Raw genomic sequence first — 22,235 nt, 5'->3', positions numbered from 1 at the left:
CGCGGCGGCTCAGCTTCGCGGGAGCCGCCGCGTTTAGCCCACTCTCGCGGCGGGGTAACGCCCCCGCGACACGTCTTTGCGCTATTGACTCCCACGGCCGTATACACCGCTTCCCATCGCCCTTGGCAGGGTGTAGAACATGATGGGAGAAAAACGCTATGTTTCTGTGCGGCGAGCGGGAAAATGGCAAGCCTTCAGACTAATAAATGCGACAGCTACGATATTTTATACATATAAATAAGATTTATGTGTTAGTTTTCTGTATTTATAATAATGATTATCAATCAGGAGTTATTTGCACAGCTATGAGGGACAATGATTTTTTCAGCTGGCGGCGGGATATGCTGCACCAATTTCAGTCCATGGCCACCGGCGAGGAGGTTTATAATCTCCTGCAACGTGAAACCGAAGCGCTGGAATATGATTACTACACGCTTTGTGTGCGCCACCCGGTGCCTTTCACCCGCCCCCGCGTTACGTTCCAGTCGACTTACCCCCGCGCATGGATGTCGCACTATCAGGCAGAAAATTATTTCGCGATAGATCCTGTGTTACGGCCGGAGAATTTTATGCGTGGCCATCTGCCATGGAACGACAGCCTGTTTCGTGATGCGCCGGCACTGTGGGACGGGGCGCGTGACCATGGTCTGCAAAAGGGGGTGACGCAGTGCCTGACGTTGCCAAACCATGCTCAGGGATTTCTCTCTGTCTCCGCGAACAATCGTCTGCCGGGCGGTTACCCTGAAGATGAGCTTGAGCTGCGTCTGCGAACGCTGACTGAACTAAGCTTGCTGACGCTGCTGCGTCTGGAAGATGAGATGGTGATGCCGCCGGAGATGAAGTTCAGCCGCCGCGAACTGGAAATCCTCAAATGGACGGCGGAAGGAAAGACTTCGGCGGAGGTGGCGATGATTCTCTCGATTTCGGAAAATACGGTGAATTTCCATCAGAAGAATATGCAGCGGAAATTTAATGCGCCGAATAAAACGCAAATTGCCTGCTACGCCGTGGCGACTGGGCTAATCTGAATGCGCCTGCCGTTCTGCGTGTCAGACGTGATACCGGCTGTCAGTGATACTTTCAGCCGGCACAGGATTACTGCCGATAGGCTTGTTTAATCTGCTTAACGGTGCTGGAGAATACGGCGGCCTGAGCCTCATCTTCCATCTGTGAAATCTGCTTTTCCATTTTAATAATCACGCGCCCCGCATCCGCCTGGCCCATCGCCTGCAGCATCAGCGTAATCATCGCTTTCAGGCAGGAGACTTCCTGCGCCAGTTCCTGCTTATTTTCTGCAGTGGAAAAATCTGGTGTGCTCATCGATATCCTCGTTTACTCGCTGCGCTATTGCGCTCTACTCAATGTGAAGGCCGCGCAGTATACCACAAGCGACAGAAAAAAAAGGTGTGCTTAATTTCTGTTCTCTCATCTGAGCTGTGAATGTTTTTATGCTTCGGATAATACGTAATAGCCGTCGGCAAGCCAATAATTTCCCCGATCTATTTAGCTCGTTAATAATTGTTACATATTTTGCTTCGTATTTATACGCTACGTAATCTGTTGTATTTTTTGTGCCTTCTGTATGAGTATTGTTAAAAAATAAGAGCCGGGCAACTGACTGTTCTCAATGACTTTCCACTTAGTGTGCACAGACATTGCCATAAATGAGAGCCAAATCGAGGCGAGGGCATTTTTTTGCCTTTTAAAATAGCAATAAAACCCGGTAATATGTGGGAGATAAAGTATCAGTAGCGTTATCCCTCATTCTGGAGATTATTCCTTTGATCAACGTTCTTCTTGTTGATGACCACGAACTGGTGCGCGCAGGGATACGACGCATTCTGGAAGATATAAAAGGGATTAAAGTCGCTGGCGAAGCCTGCTGCGGCGAGGACGCCGTCAAGTGGTGCCGGGCTAATTCCGCAGATGTCGTCCTGATGGACATGAACATGCCTGGGATCGGTGGTCTTGAAGCGACGCGCAAAATCGCGCGCTCCGTGGCGGGCACCAAAGTGATCATGTTGACCGTGCATACCGAGAATCCTTTACCTGCCAAGGTCATGCAGGCGGGCGCGGCAGGCTATCTCAGTAAAGGCGCCGCGCCGCAGGAAGTGGTGAATGCCATCCGCTGCGTCGCGTCCGGGCAGCGCTATATTGCCTCCGATATTGCCCAGCAAATGGCGTTAAGTCAGATTGAACCCGAAAAGACAGAATCGCCGTTTGCCAGTTTGTCTGAACGCGAATTGCAGATTATGCTGATGATCACCAAAGGTCAGAAGGTGAATGAGATCTCAGAGCAGCTAAATCTGAGTCCTAAAACGGTTAACAGCTACCGCTATCGGATGTTCAGTAAATTAAACATTCATGGCGATGTCGAGCTGACCCACCTGGCAATTCGCCATGGCCTGTGTAATGCGGAGTCGTTAGCAAGCCAGTGAGTGATGTTTTTGACGCAAAAGCTTTCCTGAAAACGGTGACCAGCCAGCCCGGTGTGTATCGGATGTATGATGCTGGCGGAACCGTCATCTATGTTGGCAAAGCCAAAGATCTGAAAAAGCGGCTCAGTAGCTACTTCCGCAGCAACCTTGCGTCGCGTAAAACGGAAGCGCTGGTAGCGCTGATCGCGCAAATCGACGTGACCGTCACCCACACCGAGACGGAAGCGCTGCTGCTTGAGCACAACTATATTAAGCTGTACCAGCCACGTTACAACGTGCTGTTACGCGACGATAAATCGTATCCTTTTATTTTTCTCAGCGGCGATACTCATCCGCGTCTGGCGATGCATCGCGGCGCCAAACATGCGAAGGGCGAATATTTTGGTCCTTTTCCCAACGGCTATGCCGTGCGCGAGACCCTGGCGCTGCTGCAGAAAATCTTTCCCATCCGTCAGTGTGAAAACAGCGTCTACCGCAATCGCTCCCGCCCCTGTCTGCAGTATCAGATTGGTCGCTGCCTGGGGCCGTGCGTGGCCGGGCTGGTCAGCGAAGAAGAGTATGCTCAGCAGGTAGAGTATGTGCGGCTGTTTCTCGCCGGCAAGGATGACCAGGTGCTGACCCAGCTCATCGCGCGGATGGAGAAGGCGAGCCAGAACCTGGAGTTCGAAGAGGCGGCGCGCATCCGCGACCAGATTCAGGCCGTCCGCCGCGTGACGGAGAAACAGTTTGTCTCCAACACCGGTGACGACCTCGACGTGATCGGCGTCGCCTTCGATGCCGGCATGGCCTGCGTGCATGTGCTGTTTATCCGTCAGGGCAAAGTGCTGGGCAGCCGAAGCTACTTCCCGAAAGTGCCGGGCGGCACCGAGCTGGGAGAGGTCGTGGAGACCTTTGTCGGCCAGTTCTACCTGCAGGGCAGCCAAATGCGCACGCTGCCGGGGGAGATTTTGCTCGACTTTAACCTTGGGGATAAGACGCTGCTGGCCGACTCGCTGTCGGAGCTGGCGGGTCGTCGAATCAATGTGCAGACTAAGCCGCGCGGCGACAGAGCGCGTTATCTTAAGCTGGCGCGGACCAACGCCGCGACAGCGTTAACGACCAAATTGTCTCAGCAATCGACCATTCATCAGCGTTTGCAGGCGCTGGCCAGCGTACTGGAGCTGCCGGCCGTCAAGCGAATGGAGTGTTTTGACATCAGCCACACCATGGGCGAACAGACCGTAGCATCCTGTGTGGTGTTTGACAGCAATGGCCCACTGCGCGCGGAGTATCGGCGCTACAACATCACCGGCATTACCCCTGGCGATGACTATGCGGCGATGAATCAGGTCCTGCGCCGTCGCTATGGTAAAGCGATTGATGACAACAAGATCCCGGATGTGATCCTGATAGACGGCGGCAAGGGACAGCTGGCCCAGGCGAAAGCTGTGTTTGCTGAACTGGACGTCCCCTGGGATAAACATCATCCGCTGCTGCTGGGCGTGGCGAAAGGTAGCGATCGAAAAGCGGGTCTGGAAACGTTATTCTTTGAGCCGGAAGGGGAAGGGTTTAGCCTGCCGCCGGATTCGCCGGCCCTGCATGTGATCCAGCATATTCGCGATGAATCGCACGATCATGCGATCTCCGGGCATCGCAAAAAACGGGCGAAAGTGAAGAGCACCAGCTCGCTTGAGACTATCGAGGGGGTGGGGCCGAAGCGTCGTCAGATGCTGCTGAAGTATATGGGTGGGCTGCAGGGGCTACAGCAGGCCAGCGTCGAAGAAATTGCTAAAGTACCGGGCATCTCTCACGCTCTGGCAGAAAAGATCTTCTACTCGTTGAAACATTAGGGGCTCTGTAGCAACATAGGGCTAATTTTTACTTACAACAGATAGTTACCCGTCACTATGCAATTTAATATCCCTACGTTGCTTACTCTGTTTCGCGTCATCCTGATCCCGTTTTTTGTGCTGGCGTTTTATCTGCCCTTTAGCTGGGCGCCGTTTGCCTGCGCGCTGATCTTCTTTGTTGCCGCGGTAACCGACTGGTTTGATGGTTTCCTCGCTCGTCGCTGGAATCAGAGCACCCGTTTTGGCGCCTTCCTCGACCCGGTTGCCGATAAAGTCATGGTGGCTATCGCCATGGTGCTGGTTGCCGAACACTATCACACCTGGTGGGTCACGCTACCGGCGGCGACCATGATTGCCCGTGAGATCATTATCTCCGCGCTGCGTGAGTGGATGGCGGAGCTGGGGAAACGCAGCAGCGTGGCGGTCTCATGGATTGGCAAAGTGAAAACGACCGCCCAGATGACCGCCCTGGTATGGATGCTGTGGCGTCCTTATCCGTGGGTGGAGTGGGCCGGGATCGCGCTTTTCCTCGTGGCGGCGGTGCTGACGCTGTGGTCGATGCTGCAGTATTTGAACGCGGCGCGCGGCGATTTGCTTGATCAGTGATCGTTTCGCCGTTATTTTCAGCAAACGATACAAAGTTGCGAAAAATACCGTTGACTCACCGCGAGAGATAAGTAGAATGCAACGCATCGAACGGCGGCACAGTCTTCCAGACGATAACAAAATCAAGTGATTAGCAAATAACTTGATGATGCGGGAATAGCTCAGTTGGTAGAGCACGACCTTGCCAAGGTCGGGGTCGCGAGTTCGAGTCTCGTTTCCCGCTCCAGATTAACAGCATCGGCAGTTGCGGGTGCTTCAGTATTAAAGGCGCGTTAGCAAAGCGGTTATGTAGCGGATTGCAAATCCGTCTAGTCCGGTTCGACTCCGGAACGCGCCTCCACTTTATATCCCGAGCCCGGATGGTGGAATCGGTAGACACAAGGGATTTAAAATCCCTCGGCGTTCGCGCTGTGCGGGTTCAAGTCCCGCTCCGGGTACCATTGGGAAATACAGAATAATCAAAGCAATAAGCAGTGTCGTGAAACCACCTACGGGTGGTTTTTTTGTTTCTGTACTTTCGCTTTCTGATACCTTTCCCGCCAGCCTGACGCCACGGCGTTTTTCGGTTAACTCTTGCCTTACAGTCAATTTCTCATTTGTCCCAGGACAAAACGATCGCGCCTTGCTACTATCAAAAGGACTCTCAGCCCAGCCTGCCGGAGGCAGCATGTTCAGTGGACTTTGCGCATTTCCTTTGACACCTTTGCATCAGCAAGATTTTGATGAAAAAGCGTTTATTCGTATTCTCGCCCGTCTTACCGATGCCGGAGTCGACTCTCTGGGCATCTTAGGTTCAACCGGTAGCTACGCTTATCTCAGCCGTGAGCAGCGCAGACGAGTGGTGCAGGTGGCGAAGGCGCATGCGGGGTCGATCCCGATGATGGTCGGCGTCGGCGCCATTGCGACTAACGAGGTGCTACGCCTGGTGGAGGATGCTCAGGAGGCAGGGGCGGATGCGTTATTACTGCCGATGATGTCCTATCAGCCGCTTTCCGCGGAGGAGATCTTTGCCTTTTACGAAGAAGTCTGTCGGCATGTCTCGGTGCCGGTTTGCCTGTATGACAATCCCCGCACTACCCACGTAATGCTGGCGGATGAGCTGCAGGGGCGCATCGNGCCTTGCCGGCCATTGCCTCGATTAAAATTCCCGGCCTGCCCGCGCCACAGGCGAGCGAACGTGTAGCGGCCCTGCGTCAGCATCTTCCCTCTCGCGTTACGCTTGGCGTCAGCGGCGATGCGTGGGCCACTGCCGGGTTGCAGGCCGGCTGCGAAGCCTGGTATTCGGTCTGCGGCGGACTCTTTCCCCGCTGCTCACTGGCGCTGGTAAGAGCGATACGTAGCGGCGATGTGGCGCAGACTGCGGCACTGAATGAGCAGCTGGCTCCCCTATGGCGATGCTTTGATCGCTATGGTGGTAGCCTGCGAGTGATAGCCAGCGCCGCAGCGGTGCTCGGACTCTGCGATCCAGACTCGCTTCCCCGTCCTTTGCTTTCGTTAGGGGAGGAGGCCTGTCGTGAGGTGGCGTCGGCGCTGCGCGGCCTGGCCTGATCGCGTATCGTTGACACCGGCGCAATAGGTATCGCCGGGTGGCTTTCTGTCGGCAATTCGGCTACTGTAGGCCCGATTTTTACCATGCGAGCCTGTGAATGAATACCGGACCTTTGAACGAAAACGAACTGGAATGGCTGGATGACACTCTGGCGAAATACGCCGCCGAAGGCGCCATTCTGGATGTCTCTGAACTGGATGGCCTGCTGACGGCGATCCTCTCTGCGCCGACCGACATCGAACCCGCTCAGTGGCTGCTGGCGATTTGGGGCGGGGCGGATAATGTCCCGCGCTGGGCCAACGATCGCGAGCGCGATCGCTTTGTCAATCTGACGCTGCAGCATATGAGCGATATCGCCGAACGGCTGGAGTCTTATCCCGATCAGTTCGAACCGCTGTTCGGCACCCGCGAAGCGGAAGGTCAGGAGCTGACCATAGTTGAGGAGTGGTGCTTTGGCTATCTGCGCGGCGTGGCGCTGAGCGACTGGTCGACGTTGCCCGCTGAACTCCAGCCGGAGCTGGACGCTATCGCGCTCCACGGCAGCGAAGAACAGTTTAGCGCGCTGGATAATCTGACGGCGGATGAATTTATCGCCAGCATCGAGCGTATCACGCCGGCGGCGCTGGCGCTTTACCAGTACTGGATAGCGAATCCGCAGCCGGTGGAGGCCCCGCAGCCAATAAGAAATGAAGCGAAAGTCGGACGCAACGATCCCTGCCCATGCGGCAGCGGTAAAAAGTATAAGCAGTGTTGCTTAGCGAAATGAACAAGGGGCCAGCAGGCCCCTTTTTTATCCCACCGCGGGCAGCAACCCGGCAGCGATGCTGAACTGAATAGCCACGATGCCGATCCCGCACAGCAGAACCAGCCATAGCGTCGGTGCGCCGCCGGCGACCCGCCAGGTAGCCTGCGGATGCTCTCGGCGACTCTTCATGACCAGCAGGGCCGGCATTATCAGCGCCAGCACGGCTAATGCCACCCCGGCGTAGCCGAGGGCCATGACGAAACCGCGGGGATAGAACAGGGCGAACGCCAGCGGCGGCAGGAAGGTGATTATCCCGCTCTGCAGACGCCCGCCGACGCTGTTTTTACGCTGAAACATATCCGCCAGATAATCAAACAGGCCGAGCGAGACGCCGAGGAATGACGTCGCCAGCGCAAGGTCGGCAAACAGGTGAACGGCCAGCTCCACATGCGGTGACGCCACCACTTCGCGGATCGCCTCCAGCAGGCCGTTCAGACCAGCGTTATTTGCCAGCATGGCGGTAAAGGCCGGGGCGTCGATACTGCCCAGCGTCGCCAGCTGCCAGAAAATATAGGCCACCAGAGGAATAAAGCTGCCGATGATAAATACCCGGCGCAATTTGCGAATATCCCCCCCCAGATAGCTGACGATGCTCGGGACGCTGCCGTGAAAACCAAAGGAGGTGAAAATCACCGGAATGGCCGACAGGGCCAGGCCTTGCTCAACCGGCAGCGTCAGAAGGTTCACCTGATGAATGTGCGGCATCAGCAGGGCCAGCATAATCACCAGGAAGACGATTTTGGCGCTAAACAGGAAGCGATTGAACAGATCCACCAGCGCAGTGCCAATGCACACTACCGCCCCGCCGAGGAGGGTGAAGATCAGTACGCCTGCGGCCGGTGGTAGCTGCCAGTCCAGCCACTGGTTGAGGCTGGAAGCGAGTAATTCACCGGCGCCACTGATATAGGCTGCCGTGAGGGCGTACAGCAGAAACAGCATGCAGAATCCGGTAACCCACTGCCCATAACGGCCCAGATAGCGCGCCGCCAGAGAACCGAGCCCCATATCGGCAGGGACATGCTGGTAGACTTCCAGCAGCAAAAGGGCGGTATAGCACATCAATGCCCACAAGGTGAAAAGTAAACCCAACGTGACGGTAAAGCCGACGCCTGCGGCGGCCAATGGCATTGCCAACATTCCTGCACCGATGGTGGTGCCAGCTACGATTAAAATACTGCCCAGAGTGCGGTTTTTCACGCTTTTCGCTATCCCTACAGCAAATAACAATAAATTATGCCGCGCAGAGTAGGGGATATTACGGCTTTCGTCAAATCGGGATTACAAGTTGTGTAATGAAATGTTTACACAATAAGAGGGCGAAAGCCTGCGCTAGCGCAAGGCGCGGGTTGACGGTCTGGCCTAAGCTGGCGGTTTTTGCAGGAGGGGTTATGTCTTCTATTCATGGTCATGAAGTTTTACAGATGATGCTCGCCTCGGGTGAATCCTGGACGGTCGCCTCGCTGGAGGCCGCCATTCGCCGCCGCTTTGGCGAAGAGGCGCGGTTTCACACCTGTTCAGCAGAGAATCTAAGCGCCGCACAGTTGGTGGCGTTTTTAGAGAAAAAAGGCAAATTTATTGCCAGAGAGGAAGGTTTTACTACCGCAGAAAATAAGATCTGCCGACATTAAGAGGGCCGCGACACGGACTGTCGCGGCGCGGGGGATTAATTCTGCGCGTCGAGGGTAGCCAGCTCTTTATCGATAAAGTACAGACCTTCGCCGCTTTTTCCAGCGAGGGTCAGTTTATCGATCACCGATTTAAATAATTTCTCTTCTTCATGCTGTTCAGCAACATACCACTGCAGGAAATTAAAGGTCGGGTAATCCTGGCTGGTCATGGCCGCGTGCGCCAGTTCATTTATTTTTTGCGTGATCAGCTGCTCATGCTCGTAGGTCTGGCGGAACAGCTCGTCGAGTGAGGCATATTCGGCAAACGGGGAGGCGATAGCGTTGATCCGCGGCAGGCTGCCGGTGTCGGTTAGATAGTCGAACAGGCGCTGCATATGGGTCATCTCTTCCTGAGCATGGCGACGCAGGAAGGCCGCGGCGCCTTCAAAACTGTGGTAACTGCACCAGGCGCTCATCTGCTGATAAAGAAGAGAAGAATAGAGTTCAAGATTCATCTGTTCATTCAGTTTGTCAATCATGTCCGTTTTCAGCATCGTTGCACTCCTGGAATTAAATAATAGATGTTATTGGCTGCCACTATAATTTGTTATTTAATTATTTGCAAAAAGTAAATTTAAAAATGTTTTATTTAAAATGCTAATGGGAATAACACGCATTGGCAGTTTAATAATAAATGAGAATGCTTTTAATTTATTATTCATTATTGCCTGGGCGGTCAGGACTTTGTCGCCGGCGGGTGGTAAGGGAGGACGAAGCGGATTCGCCAGCATGCAGAGGGCTGAGGTCAACAGACAGGGGGAGCCTGCGAAAGTGTGAAGCACTGCGTAAATTTTAAAACAACTTTTCATAAAATTTGAAAGTTTGTTTTCAAGGTAGTAAAGTGCAGTCAACGTCAATGACATTCTGCGGGCAGGCCCGCACAGCATTCAGGAGAATNNNCCATGAAGATTGCACTGATGATGGAGAACAGCCAGGCGAACAAAAACGCCATCATCCTCAAGGAGCTTAACGCGGTTGCCGACGAAAAAGGATTCCCGGTCTATAACGTCGGCATGAGCGATGAGAACGATCATCATCTGACCTACATCCATCTTGGGATCATGGCCAGTATTCTGCTGAATTCGAAAGCAGTTGACTTCGTGGTCACCGGCTGCGGTACCGGTCAGGGGGCGCTGATGTCGCTGAACATCCATCCGGGCGTGGTCTGCGGCTACTGTATCGATCCGGCGGATGCGTTCCTGTTTGCCCAGATCAACAACGGTAATGCGCTGTCGCTGCCGTTTGCCAAAGGCTTCGGCTGGGGCGCCGAACTGAATGTGCGGTTTATCTTTGAAAAAGCCTTTACCGGCCGCAACGGCGAAGGCTATCCGCCGGAGCGCAAAGAACCGCAGGTGCGCAATGCCGGGATCCTCAACCAGGTCAAAGCGGCAGTAGTAAAAGAGAACTACCTCGATACCCTGCGCGCCATCGATCCGCAGCTGGTGAAAACCGCAGTCTCCGGCCCACGCTTCCAGCAGTGCTTCTTCGAAAACTGCCAGGATAAAGCAATCGAAGACTTTGTTCGCCAGATCGTCGCTTAACCGTCATCAGGGCCAGCGCCGCTGGCCCTTCCGTCGTTTATTTTTTCTTCTATTTCTTCTTCTCCGACACGCTGCTGCCGGCCGTTTTGGCCAGATGCAGGCTGTCGATCATCCCTACCAGACAGATCAAGGCGATAAACACAAACGACAGGCGGAAGCTGATCCCCGGTAGTTCAGTAAGATGCAGCCAGTCGCCGACCTGCTCGCCCAGGCGAATGCCAATCGCCCCGAGCGTGATCCCCAGCCCTACCGCCAGCTGCGACGCGGTACTGAACAGCGTATTAGCATCACTCATCTGCGCGGCGGGGACATCGGCGAAGGCCAGCGTGCTTACACCGGTAAACTGGATTGAGCGAAACACCCCGCCGAGATAAAGGATCAGCATGATGGCCCAGACCGGCGTCTGCGGCGTAAGCAGCGCGCAAGCCAGCAGCGAACAGACGTTCAACGTGCCATTGATCAGCAGTAGCCGACGAAAGCCCAGCCAGCGAATGAGCGGTGTGGTGGCGGGTTTAATGGTTAAATTACCGACAAACACCGCCAGCACCAACAGGCCGGAATGAAAAGGATCCATACCGAATCCCACCTGGAACAGCAGGGGGAGCAGAAAAGGCACCGCGCTGATGGAGGCCCGGAACAACGAGCCGCCGTACATTGTCACCCGGAACGTCGGCACCTGCAGGGCGTCGAGACGAACCATAGGCGCCGCCGCCCGGCGGAAATGACGAATGGAATATAACAGACAGCCGAAGCCAAGCGCGGCGAGAGCCAGCGTCGGCCAGATCTGCGGCTGGCGATCGCCGAGCCGCTCCATCGCGGTCACCAGACTGACCATCGCGACCGAGGTAGTGATAAATCCGCTGAGATCGAAGGAGCGCCGTTCCGTTTCGCGAATATCAGGGATAATGCGCAGCGAAAGGATGATGGCGGCAAGGCCCAGCGGGACATTGATAAAGAAGATCCAGTGCCAGCTGGCGTAGCGGGTTATAAAGCCGCCCAAAGGCGGGCCGATAATGGGGGCCACCAGCGCCGGCCAGGTCAGGGTGGCGATGGCCTTGATCAGCTGGTGTTTCGGCGTGGTGCGTAGCACCGCCAGGCGACCAACGGGGACCATCAGCGCGCCGCCGACTCCCTGAAGGATACGCATGGCGACAAAGATATGCACCTCGGTGGAGAGGCCGCAGAAGACCGAGGCAAGGGTAAAGATCGCCAGGGCGAGAGTAAAAATAGCCCGGGCGCCGAAGCGATCGGCGATCCAGCCGCTGGCCGGGATCAGGACCGCAAGGGTAATCAGATAGGCGCTGATGCCGATATTCAGTTCGACCGCGGTGACGCCAAAATCCCTCGCCATATCGGGCAGGGCGGTGGCGATCACCGTCCCGTCGAGAAACTCCATAAAAAAGGCACCGGCCACCAGCAGCGCCGGCGCTGAAAAAGCACGTTCATCGCGGGAAGAGATCGCGGTATTCATGTTGTCACTGCCATCAAGAGTGTGATCCTGTGCAAAGCGGCAGGAGACGACCCGCCAGCCAGTAAGGTAGATAAAAAAACCTGCGACGGCAGGTTTTATTATCGTTAACGATTTAGGGTACTATTACGCTCCTGAAAAAAGGAGTAATTAATGTCTCAACATCTTACCGAACACGACGAGCTGGTTTCCGATGTGGTTGCCTGCCAGCTGGTTATCAAACAGATCCTCGATGTCATTGACGTCATTGCGCCGGTGGAAGTGCGTGAAAAAATGACCACTCAGCTGAAAGCTATCGACTTCGCCAGCCATCCGGCCTCTGCCGATCCGGTGACCCTTCGCGCGGTGCAAAAAGCGATCGCGTTGATTGAGCTGAAGTTTACTCCACAGGAAGAAACGCATTAATACCAGGCCTCGCCGGATACCGGCGGGGCCTTCTTCTTTAATGGGAAACGACGGTCTGCGCAGGCGCAGGGGCAGCATCTTTGAACAATTTGCTGTTGCCCCAGCACTCTTCGTAGCGATGGCCGACCAGATCCTCCACGATAACCCGCACGTCCGGCGCAATATCGCTAATTTTGCCGCCCGCTTTTATCCGCGCGACTTCCTGCAGCACCACCAGATGGGCCTTCCGGTCCAGCTTCATCTGCTTGCTGAAGACGATGGCGGCCAGGGCTAATGCGATCACCCCGACGCAGAATACCACTGCGATAGCGGTCACCGCGCTTTCCGGTTGGCTGTGCGCTTTTGACTGGAAACCGTAGAAGCTCAGGATCGCCCCCATCGAGAACACCACAATCGAGCGCAGAATTTTTCCTGAGAAGGTCATGGCGCCGGCATAGATCCCTTCCCGCCGGCGTCCGGTGTAGATCTCATCGACATCGGCCAGGAAGGTGTAAACGGTCCAGGGTATATAGTAAACCCCGCCGGTACCCAGGCCGAACAGCACGGTAATGCCGAACATCAGCACTGTCGCCAGGCCGGACGGTAGATGGAAAAACCACAGCGAGGTATACAGCAGAACCGCGAAAATGACGATCCCCAGCGCCAGGATATAGGGTTTGCTGAAGCCCTTTTTCACGCACAGGCCGATAAACAGCGCCGTAGAGATCAGCTGCAGAATCGAGTTCAGGCTGTTCAGCCCGGCCACCATCGCTGGATCGTGTTGTAGAACGAAGATCACGAAATAGGTGAAGATGGAGGCAAACAGCCATTCCGCGCCAAAGCCGCACAGGTACATACCAAGATGTTTGCGGAATACGCGTAGATAAAAAGTCGAACGCATATCTTTCGCCAGCGACAGCAGGGTGCTCAGCAGTCCTTTTTTCGCGCTGGTTTCCACCTCTTCCCCGCGCTCACGCTCCCAGCTGCACAACCACAGGCAGGAAATAGCGACGATCAGGATCGCGCCATAGGTCAGACCGGTGAGGAAGAAAGGGGTGGCAGAATCTTTGCCATACAGCAGAATGAACTGGCCGGGAATAAACGCCGCGAGGAAGTTGGCCAGCTTACCAAAGATAGCTTTATAGCCGGTCAGTTTTGAACGCAGTGAGAAATCATCGGTCATCTCTGTCGCCAGCGTTTCATAAGGCACCATGATAGAGGTGTAGATGATCTCAAACACCACATAGGTGCTAAGGTAGTACCAGAAACTCAGGCCTTCCACCCACAGCAGCGGGTAGAACATCATCAGCGGAATACCGATTAGCAGAAAGAAACGCCGGCGGCCGAAGCGCTTGCCCAGGCGCGTTTTGCCAAAATTATCCGTCAGATAGCCCATCAGCGGGTTGCTGATAGCGTCAATGATGCTGGCGACGGAGAAGATAAATGAGGCCTCGATCAGCGTCAGGCCGCAAAAGGTCGTATAAAAATAGAGTAGCCATGCGCCGCTTATCGCCAGTGCGCCGCTCCCTAACAGATTTCCGCCGCCGTAGGCTAACTGATGGCGTAACAAGATCGGTCTTCCCTGCAGCCCTTCAGAGGCTGAAGCCGTGTATCTAGCCATAAAAAATAAACCTCGTGTTTTATATTTTTGAAACACTGTTTTTATATTTCTTTATGGTTCGTCAAAAAGTGACCGCGCTCACTAATCCCCCCTATGGGGTAACGGTGATGAGGGAATGGGATCGAGTTAAAACTTTTTTATTCTTGAAAGGAATAATAGGGGAGAAAAAATAGACGTAATGGATTAATAAACCGGGCGGGGCAGCGCAGACGCGCTCCCCCTGGCAGAGCGATAAAGGCTTGATTAATGCGCTTTCTGCGCTTCTCCAACGATAGCCATCAGACGCCGATCGGTCTGCTCCATCCCGAGACCGGCTTTATCGGCATTACGAATTTCCTCAAGCACGCTTTGCAATAGCAGGCCATCCTGCTGCTGCTCTTCCGCCAACAGCGTGAGAAACCGCCAGGTGCTGTCATCGCTTTGCGCTTTGGCTTCCTGAGCGAGACCGCTCAGCAGACGACTGCGCTGTTGGTAATCGCTCAGGGTTTGGGTAAACAGATCTTCCAGCGAGGTGCACTCAGGGTTACAGGCGTGGTCGGGATTGACGATCGGCCAGCTGCCGGCTTTTTTCAGGTAGTCAAATACGCGCATAGTGAGGGTGATGCTGCTTTGCGCGCGGGTGCGCAGAAACGTCGCGGCGCCGTCGAAGCGATGCCGGGCGCACCACTCACTTAAGTTCAGGTAAACGTTAGAGGCGTGAAACTCAAGATTCATTTGGGTGTTTAGCTTTTGTGCCATTCCTGGAACTGCCATAAAAAATATCCTTATTAACCGGGAAGGGGTTACTGGTGCGCGTCAACGGATCCTGCGGATAACTACAAGATAAAATAGTGACACGCGGCACTGTTGCAGAATAATAAAACTCTACACATTCCATATGAGTCGGGTATTTTTTCCATTTGCCGACGATTTAAGAATACTCGCTCAACGAAATTAAGAAAACTCTCAAGCGCGGTAATTTACGTTTTGTTACACCATTATTTGTGCAAACTACCAGGGCTGAGATTGTGCGCCGTTGGCAGGGGCTCGCTGGTTTCAGATTGGTTATAAGATATAAGTATTTGACTACGAGATTCGTCGTAGAAGAGAACGGAATAAGTTATTTCATTAGTAATGTTTCAGGTTGATGATCATTATTTTTATTTTTTGTTGCAGGCGCTTTTATCAAGAGGAATATATTTTTTCTATTCGGAATAAATTACGCCAAAGATCCGTTTTTTCGCGATATTAAGCGGGCCATGTGGCTCACCGGTGCGAGGTGGGTTGCCATTTGAGTGGCGCACAGGCGATCGCCCGCAGCAACGCCGTCAATCGCTGATGATAACAGTGCTGTAACCCACCGTTAAACATCCTCTGACAACACAAGGATAAGCCTGCTGATGGTATAGATGATCCTGCTATGCCCCGGTAAAATTGTATGACAATTGTGTCATTTTTTATGTCATTTTTTGCTAAATGTATGTACGCAATTACTGTAATTCCGCGATGTGATAATGCTCTCGTATGGAGAAATANTTTCCGGGTATTACTACTCTAACAACGGCAGTGGGGAATGCGATTTTTCTAATGCCTTGTTTTGATGCCGATTAAATTGTTAATTCCGATTTTTCCCTACATGAAAGCGAATTAAAGCTGGAGTTTACCATGCACAAATTTACTAAAGCGCTGGCGGCCATTGGTCTCGCTGCGGTTATGTCACAATCAGCTATGGCGGAAAATCTTAAACTGGGTTTTCTGGTGAAACAGCCGGAAGAGCCATGGTTTCAGACTGAGTGGAAATTTGCTGATAAAGCAGGAAAAGATTTAGGCTTTGACGTTATTAAAATTGCGGTCCCGGATGGGGAGAAAACCCTGAATGCCATTGACAGCCTGGCGGCCAGCGGCGCGAAGGGCTTTGTCATTTGTACCCCCGATCCCAAGCTCGGGTCGGCGATTGTCGCCAAAGCGCGTGGCTATGACATGAAGGTGATTACCGTCGATGACCAGTTCGTCAATGCGAAGGGCAAACCGATGGAGAGCGTACCGCTGGTGATGATGGCGGCGAGCGAAATTGGCGCCCGTCAGGGGCAGGAACTCTATAAAGAGATGCAAAAGCGCGGCTGGGATGTCAAAGACACCGCCGTAATGGCGATCACCGCCGATGAGCTGGATACCGCGCGCCGTCGCACCACCGGCTCCATCGATGCCCTGAAGGCGGCCGGCTTCCCGGACGCGCAAATCTACCGCGTGCCGACAAAATCCAACGATATCCCGGGAGCGTTCGACGCCGGTAACTCGATGCTGGTCCAGCATCCGCAGGTTAAACACTGGCTGATCGTCGGGATGAACGACAACACCGTCCTCGGCGGCGTGCGCGCGACCGAAGGTCAGGGCTTTAAAGCTCCCGATGTGATTGGCATCGGCATCAACGGCGTGGATGCCGTCAACGAACTGTCGAAGGCGCAGCCGACCGGCTTCTATGGCTCTCTGCTGCCAAGCCCGGATATCCACGGCTACAAAACCAGCGAAATGCTCTACAACTGGGTCACCAAGGGCGTCGAGCCGCCGAAGTTCACGGCGGTGACCGATGTGGTGCTGATTACCCGCGATAACTTCAAAGAAGAGCTGGCGAAAAAAGGGCTGTAACAGCCTGATTAAACTGGCCCCCGCCGCGGCGCGGGGGCTGAGTGCAGAAGAGCGGAGTCGTTATGCAACAGTCTACCCCTTATCTCTCATTTCGCGGCATCACCATGACGTTCCCTGGCGTAAAGGCCTTGTCCGATATCAGTTTTGACTGCTACCCAGGACAGATCCACGCGCTGATGGGCGAAAATGGCGCAGGCAAATCGACGCTGTTGAAAATTCTCAGCGGCAACTATATCCCGACCGCGGGTCATCTGCAGATCGGCGGCCAGCAGATGGCATTCGCCAATACCATGGAGGCGCTGAACGCCGGCGTGGCAATTATCTACCAGGAGCTGCATCTGATCCCGGAGATGACCGTCGCCGAAAATATCTATCTCGGTCAGCTGCCGCACAGAGGCGGCATCGTCAATCGCTCGCTGCTCAACTATGAGGCCCGCCTGCAGCTGGAGCATCTGGGTCTGGATATCGACCCGGAGACGCCGCTGAAATATCTCTCCATTGGTCAATGGCAGATGGTGGAGATTGCCAAAGCGCTGGCGCGTAACGCCAAGATTATCGCGTTCGATGAGCCGACCAGCTCGCTCTCCGCCAGAGAGATCGACAACCTGTTTCGCGTCATCCGCGAGTTGCGTGAGGAGGGAAGGGTCATCATCTATGTTTCACACCGGATGGAAGAGATTTTTGCCCTCAGCGATGCCATCACCGTCTTTAAAGATGGCCGCTACGTTTGCACCTTTGACGATATGCCGAGCGTCAGCCACGACGCCCTGGTCCAGGCAATGGTAGGCCGCAATCTGGGCGATATTTATGGCTGGAAGCCTCGCCCCTATGGCGAGGAGCGGCTGCGCCTGGAGGAGGTCAAAGCGCCGGGCGTGCGCACGCCGGTTAGTCTCTCGGTGCGCAGCGGTGAAATTGTCGGTTTGTTCGGACTGGTGGGTGCCGGGCGCAGCGAACTAATGAAAGGCCTGTTTGGCGGCACGCAGATAACCGGCGGTCAGGTGTATATCGATGGCCAGCCCGTCTCCATTCGCAAACCGGCCCAGGCCATCCAGGCCGGGATGATGCTGTGCCCGGAGGATCGTAAAGCGGAGGGGATTATTCCGGTGCATTCCGTGCGCGATAACATCAATATCAGCGCCCGGCGCAAGCATATTCACGCTGGCTGCCTGATCAACAACGCCTGGGAGGCGGACAACGCCGATCAACATATCCAGTCGCTGAATATTAAAACGCCGGGCCCGGAACAGCTGATTATGAACCTGTCGGGCGGCAACCAGCAGAAAGCGATCCTTGGCCGCTGGCTGTCGGAAGAGATGAAGGTGATCCTGCTTGATGAGCCAACCCGCGGCATCGACGTCGGCGCCAAACATGAAATTTACAATGTGATCTATGGCCTCGCCGCCTCCGGTGTCGCCGTGGTGTTTGCCTCCAGCGACCTGCCGGAAGTGCTGGGCGTCGCTGACCGCATCGTGGTGATGCGCGAAGGACAAATCGCCGGCGAACTGCTGCATGAAGAAGCCAATGAACAGCAGGCGTTAAGCCTTGCGATGCCAACAGTGAGCCAGGCTGTCGCCTGAGTAAGGAGTAAATGATGTCATCAGTGACTACGTCCGGGGCTACCCGCTCAACCTTTAGCTTTGCCCGCATCTGGGATCAGTTTGGCATGCTGGTGGTGTTTGCGGTGCTGTTTATCGGCTGTGTGATTTTTGTGCCCAACTTTGCTTCATTCGTCAATATGAAAGGGCTGGGGCTGGCGATCTCGATGTCCGGGATGGTGGCCTGCGGCATGCTGTTTTGCCTGGCCTCCGGCGATTTTGACCTGTCGGTGGCGTCGGTTATCGCCTGCGCCGGGGTCACCACCGCGGTGGTGATTAATCTCAGCGAAAGCCTGTGGCTGGGGATCGCCGCAGGCCTGTTGCTGGGGGCGCTTAGTGGCCTGGTTAACGGCTTTGTCATTGCGCGCCTTAAGATCAACGCGCTGATCACCACGCTGGCCACCATGCAGATTGTCCGCGGCCTGGCCTATATTATCTCCGACGGCAAAGCGGTGGGGATCGAAGATGAACGTTTCTTCACCCTCGGCTATGCCAATTGGTTTGGTCTGCCGGCGCCGATCTGGCTGACCGTCGCCTGCCTGGTGGTTTTCGGATTATTACTAAACAAAACCACCTTTGGCCGTAATACGCTGGCTATTGGCGGCAATGAAGAGGCGGCGCGCCTGGCCGGCGTCCCGGTGGTGCGCACCAAGATTATTATCTTTGTGCTCTCCGGTCTGGTATCGGCCGCAGCGGGGATCATTCTGGCGTCGCGGATGACCAGCGGCCAGCCGATGACCTCGATTGGCTATGAGCTGATTGTTATTTCGGCCTGCGTGCTGGGCGGGGTGTCGCTGAAGGGCGGGATCGGCAAGATCTCCTACGTGGTGGCCGGGATCCTGATCCTCGGAACCGTGGAAAATGCGATGAACCTGCTGAATATCTCGCCATTCTCACAATACGTCGTGCGCGGGGTGATCCTGCTGGCGGCGGTGATCTTCGACCGCTACAAACAAAAAGCCAAACGTGCGGCCTGAATTTAAACCGAACTTTTTAGTTTACAGAGTAATTGCCGCCAGCGCCCGTTTCGCTGGCGGTAACTATCAAAAATGGCGAGGTTGGTCACACTGTCTATACTTACATGGCTCACATATAATTAACAACCAGCTTCGGCTGGCCATGATAAGGAGGAAACAGGGTGGATAACCAGATATCTGTACCGCCTGCGCTAACCGGAAACTACGCTTTTTTCTTTGACCTCGACGGTACTCTTGCCGATATCCAGCCGCACCCCGATCAGGTGGTGATACCCGACAGCACGCTGCAGGCGCTCAATGCGCTGGCCCAGCAGCAGGGGGGCGCGGTGGCATTGATTTCAGGGCGCTCAATGGCTGAACTTGACACGCTAACCCATCCCTGGCGGCTACCGCTGGCCGGCGTTCACGGGGCCGAGCGCCGTGATATCAATGGTAAAACCTACATCGTCTCTCTGCCGACAGCGCTGCGCGATGAGATCGCGGCTGAGCTGACGTCGGCGCTGGAAGCGCTCCCGGGATGTGAGCTGGAGAGTAAAGAGATGGCTTTCGCGCTCCACTATCGCCAGGCCCCGCAGCAGCAGAGCGCCGTGCTGGAGCTGGCGCAGCGGATTGTTCAGCGCTATCCGCTGCTGGCGTTACAGCTTGGCAAGTGCGTGGTGGAGATTAAACCCCGCGGCGTCAACAAAGGGGAGGCGATTACCGCGTTCATGCAGGAGGCGCCATTCGCCGGCCGCGAACCGGTTTTTGTCGGCGATGATTTGACCGACGAGGCGGGATTCAGCGTCGTTAATCAACTGCAGGGAATGTCGGTAAAAGTTGGCGCCGGGGAAACTCAGGCGCACTGGCGGTTGGCGGATGCCGCCGCTGTAAGGACGTGGTTGCAACATCTGGCGTATGACGCGCAAACCGAAAGGAGGGATGACCATGAGTCGTTTAGTCGTAGTCTCTAACCGTATCGCCTTACCGGACGATAAAAAATCGAGCGCTGGCGGTCTGGCCGTCGGCATCCTGGGGGCACTGAGAGCGGCGGGGGGTCTGTGGTTTGGCTGGAGCGGCGAGATTGGCGATGACCAGCAGCCGCTCAAGCAGGTCTCCCGCGGGAATATTTCATGGGCGTCGTTCAACCTTAATGAACGGGACCATGATGAATACTACAACCAGTTCTCTAACGCCGTGCTGTGGCCGGCTTTCCACTATCGCCTTGATCTGGTCAGCTTTCAGCGCGAAGCCTGGGAGGGATATCTGCGGGTTAACGCCATGCTGGCGGACAAGCTTCTACCGCTGATTGAGCCAGACGATACGCTGTGGATCCATGATTACCATCTTCTGCCCTTCGCCAGCGAGCTGCGTAAGCGCGGAGTGAATAATCGCATCGGGTTTTTCTTACATATTCCGTTCCCGACGCCGGAGATTTTTAACGCTCTGCCGCCGCACGCTGAGCTGCTGGAGCAACTGTGCGATTACGATCTGCTGGGCTTCCAGACCGAAAGCGACAGAACCGCTTTTCTCGACAGCATTGCTATGCAGACTCGCCTATCCGACCTCGGCGATAAACGCTATCAGGCATGGGGTAAGGCGTTCAGTACCGAGGTTTATCCGATAGGGATCGATCCGGACGAAATTACGCGCAACGCTAAAGGTCCGCTGCCGCCGAAGCTGGCCCAGCTGAAGAACGAGCTGAAAAATGTGAAGAATATCTTCTCCGTGGAGCGTCTTGACTATTCGAAAGGGTTGCCGGAGCGATTCCTCGCCTACGAGACGCTGCTCGAGAAGTACCCTCAGCACCACGGCAAAATCCGTTATACCCAGATCGCACCGACCTCCCGCGGCGATGTGCAGGCCTATCAGGATATCCGCCACCAGCTGGAAACCGCAGCCGGACGCATCAACGGACAGTTTGGTCAGCTTGGCTGGACACCGCTCTACTATCTGAACCAGCATTTTGATCGTAAGCTGCTGATGAAGGTCTTCCGCTATTCTGACGTCGGGCTGGTGACGCCGCTTCGCGATGGTATGAACCTGGTGGCGAAGGAGTACGTCGCGGCGCAGGATCCGGATAACCCTGGCGTACTGGTCCTGTCGCAGTTTGCCGGGGCGGCGCAGGAGCTGACCAGCGCCCTGATCGTCAATCCTTACGATCGCGACGAGGTTGCCGCCGCGCTGGATCGCGCGCTCAGCATGCCGCTGGCGGAACGTATCGCCCGTCATTCAGCGATGCTGGACGTGATCAGAGAAAATGATATTCATAACTGGCAGGCGCGCTTTGTCGAGGATCTGCAGCATATTTCACCGCGCAGCGAGGAGAGCCGTCTGCGGGGGAAGATAGCCACCTTCCCTAAACTGGCCTAGTTCAGGAAAAGGGCTAACCGGCGTTAGCCCTTTTCAAGGGAAACCAACAGGACATCAACGCCGCAGCTGCCGACGATACTTTTCGCCGAGCAGGTGGCGCGTGAGAAGAGGGAATGGTTGTGATTGCCGCAGATCACCAGATCAACACGGTGCGACCGGCAGAAGTCCTTAATATGATGGCCTAGCTCGCCGCAGGCGATGGTCATTCTTTCTATTGGGTAGTCCGCGTGGCGAGCCAGCTCATTGAGAAACTTCCGCGTCTCTTCCTGCATCACTTCGCGCAGATTTTCCATCATCGGTGCGGCGAACTGGTTATACAGCTCCGGATCCGTAGCGAGAGTGATTAAGCTCACTTTCGCGTTAACGGGGCGGGCTATCGACACCGCTTTTTTAATTAACACCTGACTCTCCGGCGTTGGCGCGACGGCAACCAGCAGATGGGTATAAGGCATCTGGCCTCCTTGAGATACGCGGAATAACCCTTTCTTCCATTCTTTACTCCTGTTTCCCCGACTGCGCAAGGGCCGATCCCGGGATTTGCGAGCCTGTTCGTTAGTCGGCGACCTTCCAACCAGATCACATTAATGAACCTGTCTTTTGATTAAAAAGAAATGCTGTTTTATAAATGAGTGAAGTGGCGACGTCATCTCTTTGTCATTTTGCCACCGGCGACTGTTCCGTGGCAAAAGTACAAAGGTAACCTCCTTTCACAGCTTTTAGTGTAGCCAGGTACCCACTCCCTTCCGGTGGCAAATCCGGAACGATTGTCGGCGTTCTTTTA

Annotated in this window: 22 protein-coding genes, 3 tRNA genes and 2 pseudogenes; 18 read left to right on the top strand and 9 right to left on the bottom strand. The window is 55.0% G+C overall.

All coding sequences use genetic code 11. The annotated features are described in order from the left end of the window. Positions 1–305: 305 nt before the first annotated feature. Positions 306–1,028 carry a transcriptional regulator SdiA gene (sdiA, locus tag VZP09_RS12200; RefSeq protein WP_002911542.1) on the top strand — a complete coding sequence of 241 codons (723 nt, stop codon included), beginning with the start codon at positions 306–308 and terminating at the stop codon, positions 1,026–1,028. A gap of 67 nt (positions 1,029–1,095) precedes the next feature. Here the strand turns inward: sdiA and VZP09_RS12195 are convergent, their stop codons facing one another. Next, the gene (locus tag VZP09_RS12195) at positions 1,096–1,320 is read right to left on the bottom strand and encodes a DUF2594 family protein (RefSeq protein WP_002911541.1); all 225 of its coding nucleotides are present in this window, start codon (positions 1,318–1,320) and stop codon (positions 1,096–1,098) included. A gap of 461 nt (positions 1,321–1,781) precedes the next feature. Here VZP09_RS12195 and uvrY point away from each other — a divergent pair, with 461 nt between their 5' ends. From uvrY to VZP09_RS12155, 8 genes and pseudogenes are all read left to right on the top strand, one after another. After that, the gene (uvrY, locus tag VZP09_RS12190; protein WP_002911539.1) at positions 1,782–2,438 is read left to right on the top strand and encodes a UvrY/SirA/GacA family response regulator transcription factor; all 657 of its coding nucleotides are present in this window, start codon (positions 1,782–1,784) and stop codon (positions 2,436–2,438) included. After that, complete coding sequence (uvrC, locus tag VZP09_RS12185; protein ID WP_002911538.1) at positions 2,435–4,267, top strand: excinuclease ABC subunit UvrC; 1,833 nt, start codon at positions 2,435–2,437, stop codon at positions 4,265–4,267. The genes uvrY and uvrC overlap by 4 nt, the downstream gene beginning before the upstream one ends. A 57-nt stretch (positions 4,268–4,324) precedes the next feature. Further along, a complete protein-coding gene (pgsA, locus tag VZP09_RS12180; protein WP_004141115.1) occupies positions 4,325–4,873 on the top strand; it encodes a CDP-diacylglycerol--glycerol-3-phosphate 3-phosphatidyltransferase in 549 nt (182 codons plus the stop codon). 150 nt (positions 4,874–5,023) lie between these two features. Continuing rightward, a tRNA-Gly gene (locus tag VZP09_RS12175) sits at positions 5,024–5,099 on the top strand. 40 nt (positions 5,100–5,139) lie between these two features. Further along, positions 5,140–5,213: transfer RNA gene (locus VZP09_RS12170), tRNA-Cys, on the top strand. 13 nt (positions 5,214–5,226) lie between these two features. Beyond that, positions 5,227–5,313 (top strand) — tRNA-Leu (locus tag VZP09_RS12165). 227 nt (positions 5,314–5,540) lie between these two features. Continuing rightward, positions 5,541–6,421: pseudogene (locus VZP09_RS12160) on the top strand (dihydrodipicolinate synthase family protein). 98 nt (positions 6,422–6,519) lie between these two features. Then, positions 6,520–7,188 (top strand): YecA/YgfB family protein, encoded by a 669-nt coding sequence (locus VZP09_RS12155; RefSeq protein ID WP_004141106.1) that lies wholly within the window; start codon positions 6,520–6,522, stop codon positions 7,186–7,188. A gap of 24 nt (positions 7,189–7,212) precedes the next feature. Here the strand turns inward: VZP09_RS12155 and tyrP are convergent, their stop codons facing one another. Continuing rightward, positions 7,213–8,424, bottom strand: a complete 1,212-nt coding sequence (tyrP, locus tag VZP09_RS12150; RefSeq protein ID WP_004891013.1) for a tyrosine transporter TyrP — start codon at positions 8,422–8,424, stop codon at positions 7,213–7,215. Between the two features lie 191 nt (positions 8,425–8,615). On the opposite strand from tyrP, the gene VZP09_RS12145 reads away from it, so the two are divergent. Beyond that, positions 8,616–8,855: a YecH family metal-binding protein gene (locus VZP09_RS12145; protein ID WP_004175410.1), complete on the top strand. Its 240-nt coding sequence runs from the start codon at positions 8,616–8,618 to the stop codon at positions 8,853–8,855. A 35-nt stretch (positions 8,856–8,890) separates the two neighbouring features. On the opposite strand, the gene ftnA is transcribed toward VZP09_RS12145, so the two are convergent. Together ftnA and VZP09_RS12135 are read right to left on the bottom strand one after the other, a co-directional pair. Next, positions 8,891–9,388 carry a non-heme ferritin gene (gene ftnA / locus VZP09_RS12140; RefSeq protein ID WP_004141101.1) on the bottom strand — a complete coding sequence of 166 codons (498 nt, stop codon included), beginning with the start codon at positions 9,386–9,388 and terminating at the stop codon, positions 8,891–8,893. Positions 9,389–9,445: 57 nt separating this feature from the next. Beyond that, positions 9,446–9,625 (bottom strand): hypothetical protein, encoded by a 180-nt coding sequence (locus VZP09_RS12135; protein ID WP_020324969.1) that lies wholly within the window; start codon positions 9,623–9,625, stop codon positions 9,446–9,448. Positions 9,626–9,796: 171 nt separating this feature from the next. On the opposite strand from VZP09_RS12135, the gene VZP09_RS12130 reads away from it, so the two are divergent. Continuing rightward, complete coding sequence (locus VZP09_RS12130; RefSeq protein ID WP_002911528.1) at positions 9,797–10,435, top strand: RpiB/LacA/LacB family sugar-phosphate isomerase; 639 nt, start codon at positions 9,797–9,799, stop codon at positions 10,433–10,435. Positions 10,436–10,484: 49 nt separating this feature from the next. On the opposite strand, the gene VZP09_RS12125 is transcribed toward VZP09_RS12130, so the two are convergent. Continuing rightward, the gene (locus VZP09_RS12125) at positions 10,485–11,906 is read right to left on the bottom strand and encodes an MFS transporter (RefSeq protein WP_328795171.1); all 1,422 of its coding nucleotides are present in this window, start codon (positions 11,904–11,906) and stop codon (positions 10,485–10,487) included. Positions 11,907–12,056: 150 nt separating this feature from the next. Here VZP09_RS12125 and VZP09_RS12120 point away from each other — a divergent pair, with 150 nt between their 5' ends. Continuing rightward, the gene (locus tag VZP09_RS12120) at positions 12,057–12,308 is read left to right on the top strand and encodes a DUF2766 family protein (RefSeq protein ID WP_002911524.1); all 252 of its coding nucleotides are present in this window, start codon (positions 12,057–12,059) and stop codon (positions 12,306–12,308) included. A gap of 37 nt (positions 12,309–12,345) precedes the next feature. Here the strand turns inward: VZP09_RS12120 and VZP09_RS12115 are convergent, their stop codons facing one another. Continuing rightward, the gene (locus VZP09_RS12115) at positions 12,346–13,857 is read right to left on the bottom strand and encodes an MFS transporter (RefSeq protein WP_002911522.1); all 1,512 of its coding nucleotides are present in this window, start codon (positions 13,855–13,857) and stop codon (positions 12,346–12,348) included. Between the two features lie 65 nt (positions 13,858–13,922). Between VZP09_RS12115 and VZP09_RS12110 the strand changes: the two genes are divergently transcribed. Then, complete coding sequence (locus VZP09_RS12110) at positions 13,923–14,081, top strand: succinate dehydrogenase (RefSeq protein ID WP_004148869.1); 159 nt, start codon at positions 13,923–13,925, stop codon at positions 14,079–14,081. A gap of 70 nt (positions 14,082–14,151) precedes the next feature. On the opposite strand, the gene VZP09_RS12105 is transcribed toward VZP09_RS12110, so the two are convergent. Together VZP09_RS12105 and VZP09_RS12100 are read right to left on the bottom strand one after the other, a co-directional pair. Continuing rightward, positions 14,152–14,661 (bottom strand): non-heme ferritin-like protein, encoded by a 510-nt coding sequence (locus VZP09_RS12105; RefSeq protein WP_004175413.1) that lies wholly within the window; start codon positions 14,659–14,661, stop codon positions 14,152–14,154. 434 nt (positions 14,662–15,095) lie between these two features. Further along, positions 15,096–15,191 (bottom strand): annotated as a pseudogene (locus tag VZP09_RS12100) (hypothetical protein); the annotation flags it as partial. Between the two features lie 361 nt (positions 15,192–15,552). Between VZP09_RS12100 and VZP09_RS12095 the strand changes: the two are divergent. The 5 genes from VZP09_RS12095 to otsA all read left to right on the top strand — a co-directional run bounded on the left by VZP09_RS12095 (position 15,553) and on the right by otsA (position 21,454). Continuing rightward, on the top strand, positions 15,553–16,533 hold the full coding sequence (locus VZP09_RS12095; RefSeq protein ID WP_002911518.1) for an arabinose ABC transporter substrate-binding protein: 981 nt from the start codon (positions 15,553–15,555) through the stop codon (positions 16,531–16,533). Between the two features lie 62 nt (positions 16,534–16,595). Then, on the top strand, positions 16,596–18,110 hold the full coding sequence (araG, locus tag VZP09_RS12090; protein WP_002911516.1) for an L-arabinose ABC transporter ATP-binding protein AraG: 1,515 nt from the start codon (positions 16,596–16,598) through the stop codon (positions 18,108–18,110). Positions 18,111–18,124: 14 nt separating this feature from the next. Beyond that, positions 18,125–19,105: an L-arabinose ABC transporter permease AraH gene (gene araH, locus VZP09_RS12085; RefSeq protein ID WP_002911507.1), complete on the top strand. Its 981-nt coding sequence runs from the start codon at positions 18,125–18,127 to the stop codon at positions 19,103–19,105. A 161-nt stretch (positions 19,106–19,266) separates the two neighbouring features. After that, on the top strand, positions 19,267–20,055 hold the full coding sequence (gene otsB, locus VZP09_RS12080) for a trehalose-phosphatase (protein WP_032415194.1): 789 nt from the start codon (positions 19,267–19,269) through the stop codon (positions 20,053–20,055). Next, positions 20,030–21,454, top strand: coding sequence for an alpha,alpha-trehalose-phosphate synthase (gene otsA / locus VZP09_RS12075; protein ID WP_004175414.1), 1,425 nt, complete (start codon positions 20,030–20,032; stop codon positions 21,452–21,454). Before otsB ends, otsA begins: the two co-directional genes overlap by 26 nt. Positions 21,455–21,477: 23 nt before the next feature. On the opposite strand, the gene uspC is transcribed toward otsA, so the two are convergent. Continuing rightward, a complete protein-coding gene (gene uspC, locus VZP09_RS12070; RefSeq protein WP_328795169.1) occupies positions 21,478–21,906 on the bottom strand; it encodes a universal stress protein UspC in 429 nt (142 codons plus the stop codon). Between the last annotated feature and the right edge of the window lie 329 nt (positions 21,907–22,235).

It is taken from the genome of Klebsiella sp. EMBS2024 (assembly GCF_036233805.1).
In the GTDB taxonomy this organism is placed as follows: Bacteria; Pseudomonadota; Gammaproteobacteria; order Enterobacterales; family Enterobacteriaceae; genus Klebsiella; species Klebsiella pneumoniae.
This window is presented reverse-complemented; position numbering and strand designations above follow the sequence as displayed.

Bases quoted from the DNA above. Each gene is read 5' to 3' on its own strand.
- sdiA (WP_002911542.1), top strand. From the start codon at position 306: ATGAGGGACAATGATTTTTTCAGCTGGCGGCGGGATATGCTGCACCAA.
- VZP09_RS12195 (WP_002911541.1), bottom strand. From the start codon at position 1,320: ATGAGCACACCAGATTTTTCCACTGCAGAAAATAAGCAGGAACTGGCG.
- pgsA (WP_004141115.1), top strand. From the start codon at position 4,325: ATGCAATTTAATATCCCTACGTTGCTTACTCTGTTTCGCGTCATCCTG.
- VZP09_RS12155 (WP_004141106.1), top strand. From the start codon at position 6,520: ATGAATACCGGACCTTTGAACGAAAACGAACTGGAATGGCTGGATGAC.
- VZP09_RS12145 (WP_004175410.1), top strand. From the start codon at position 8,616: ATGTCTTCTATTCATGGTCATGAAGTTTTACAGATGATGCTCGCCTCG.
- ftnA (WP_004141101.1), bottom strand. From the start codon at position 9,388: ATGCTGAAAACGGACATGATTGACAAACTGAATGAACAGATGAATCTT.
- VZP09_RS12135 (WP_020324969.1), bottom strand. From the start codon at position 9,625: ATGCTGGCGAATCCGCTTCGTCCTCCCTTACCACCCGCCGGCGACAAA.
- VZP09_RS12130 (WP_002911528.1), top strand. From the start codon at position 9,797: ATGAAGATTGCACTGATGATGGAGAACAGCCAGGCGAACAAAAACGCC.
- VZP09_RS12125 (WP_328795171.1), bottom strand. From the start codon at position 11,906: ATGAATACCGCGATCTCTTCCCGCGATGAACGTGCTTTTTCAGCGCCG.
- VZP09_RS12120 (WP_002911524.1), top strand. From the start codon at position 12,057: ATGTCTCAACATCTTACCGAACACGACGAGCTGGTTTCCGATGTGGTT.
- VZP09_RS12105 (WP_004175413.1), bottom strand. From the start codon at position 14,661: ATGGCAGTTCCAGGAATGGCACAAAAGCTAAACACCCAAATGAATCTT.
- VZP09_RS12095 (WP_002911518.1), top strand. From the start codon at position 15,553: ATGCACAAATTTACTAAAGCGCTGGCGGCCATTGGTCTCGCTGCGGTT.
- araG (WP_002911516.1), top strand. From the start codon at position 16,596: ATGCAACAGTCTACCCCTTATCTCTCATTTCGCGGCATCACCATGACG.
- araH (WP_002911507.1), top strand. From the start codon at position 18,125: ATGTCATCAGTGACTACGTCCGGGGCTACCCGCTCAACCTTTAGCTTT.
- otsA (WP_004175414.1), top strand. From the start codon at position 20,030: ATGAGTCGTTTAGTCGTAGTCTCTAACCGTATCGCCTTACCGGACGAT.
- uspC (WP_328795169.1), bottom strand. From the start codon at position 21,906: ATGCCTTATACCCATCTGCTGGTTGCCGTCGCGCCAACGCCGGAGAGT.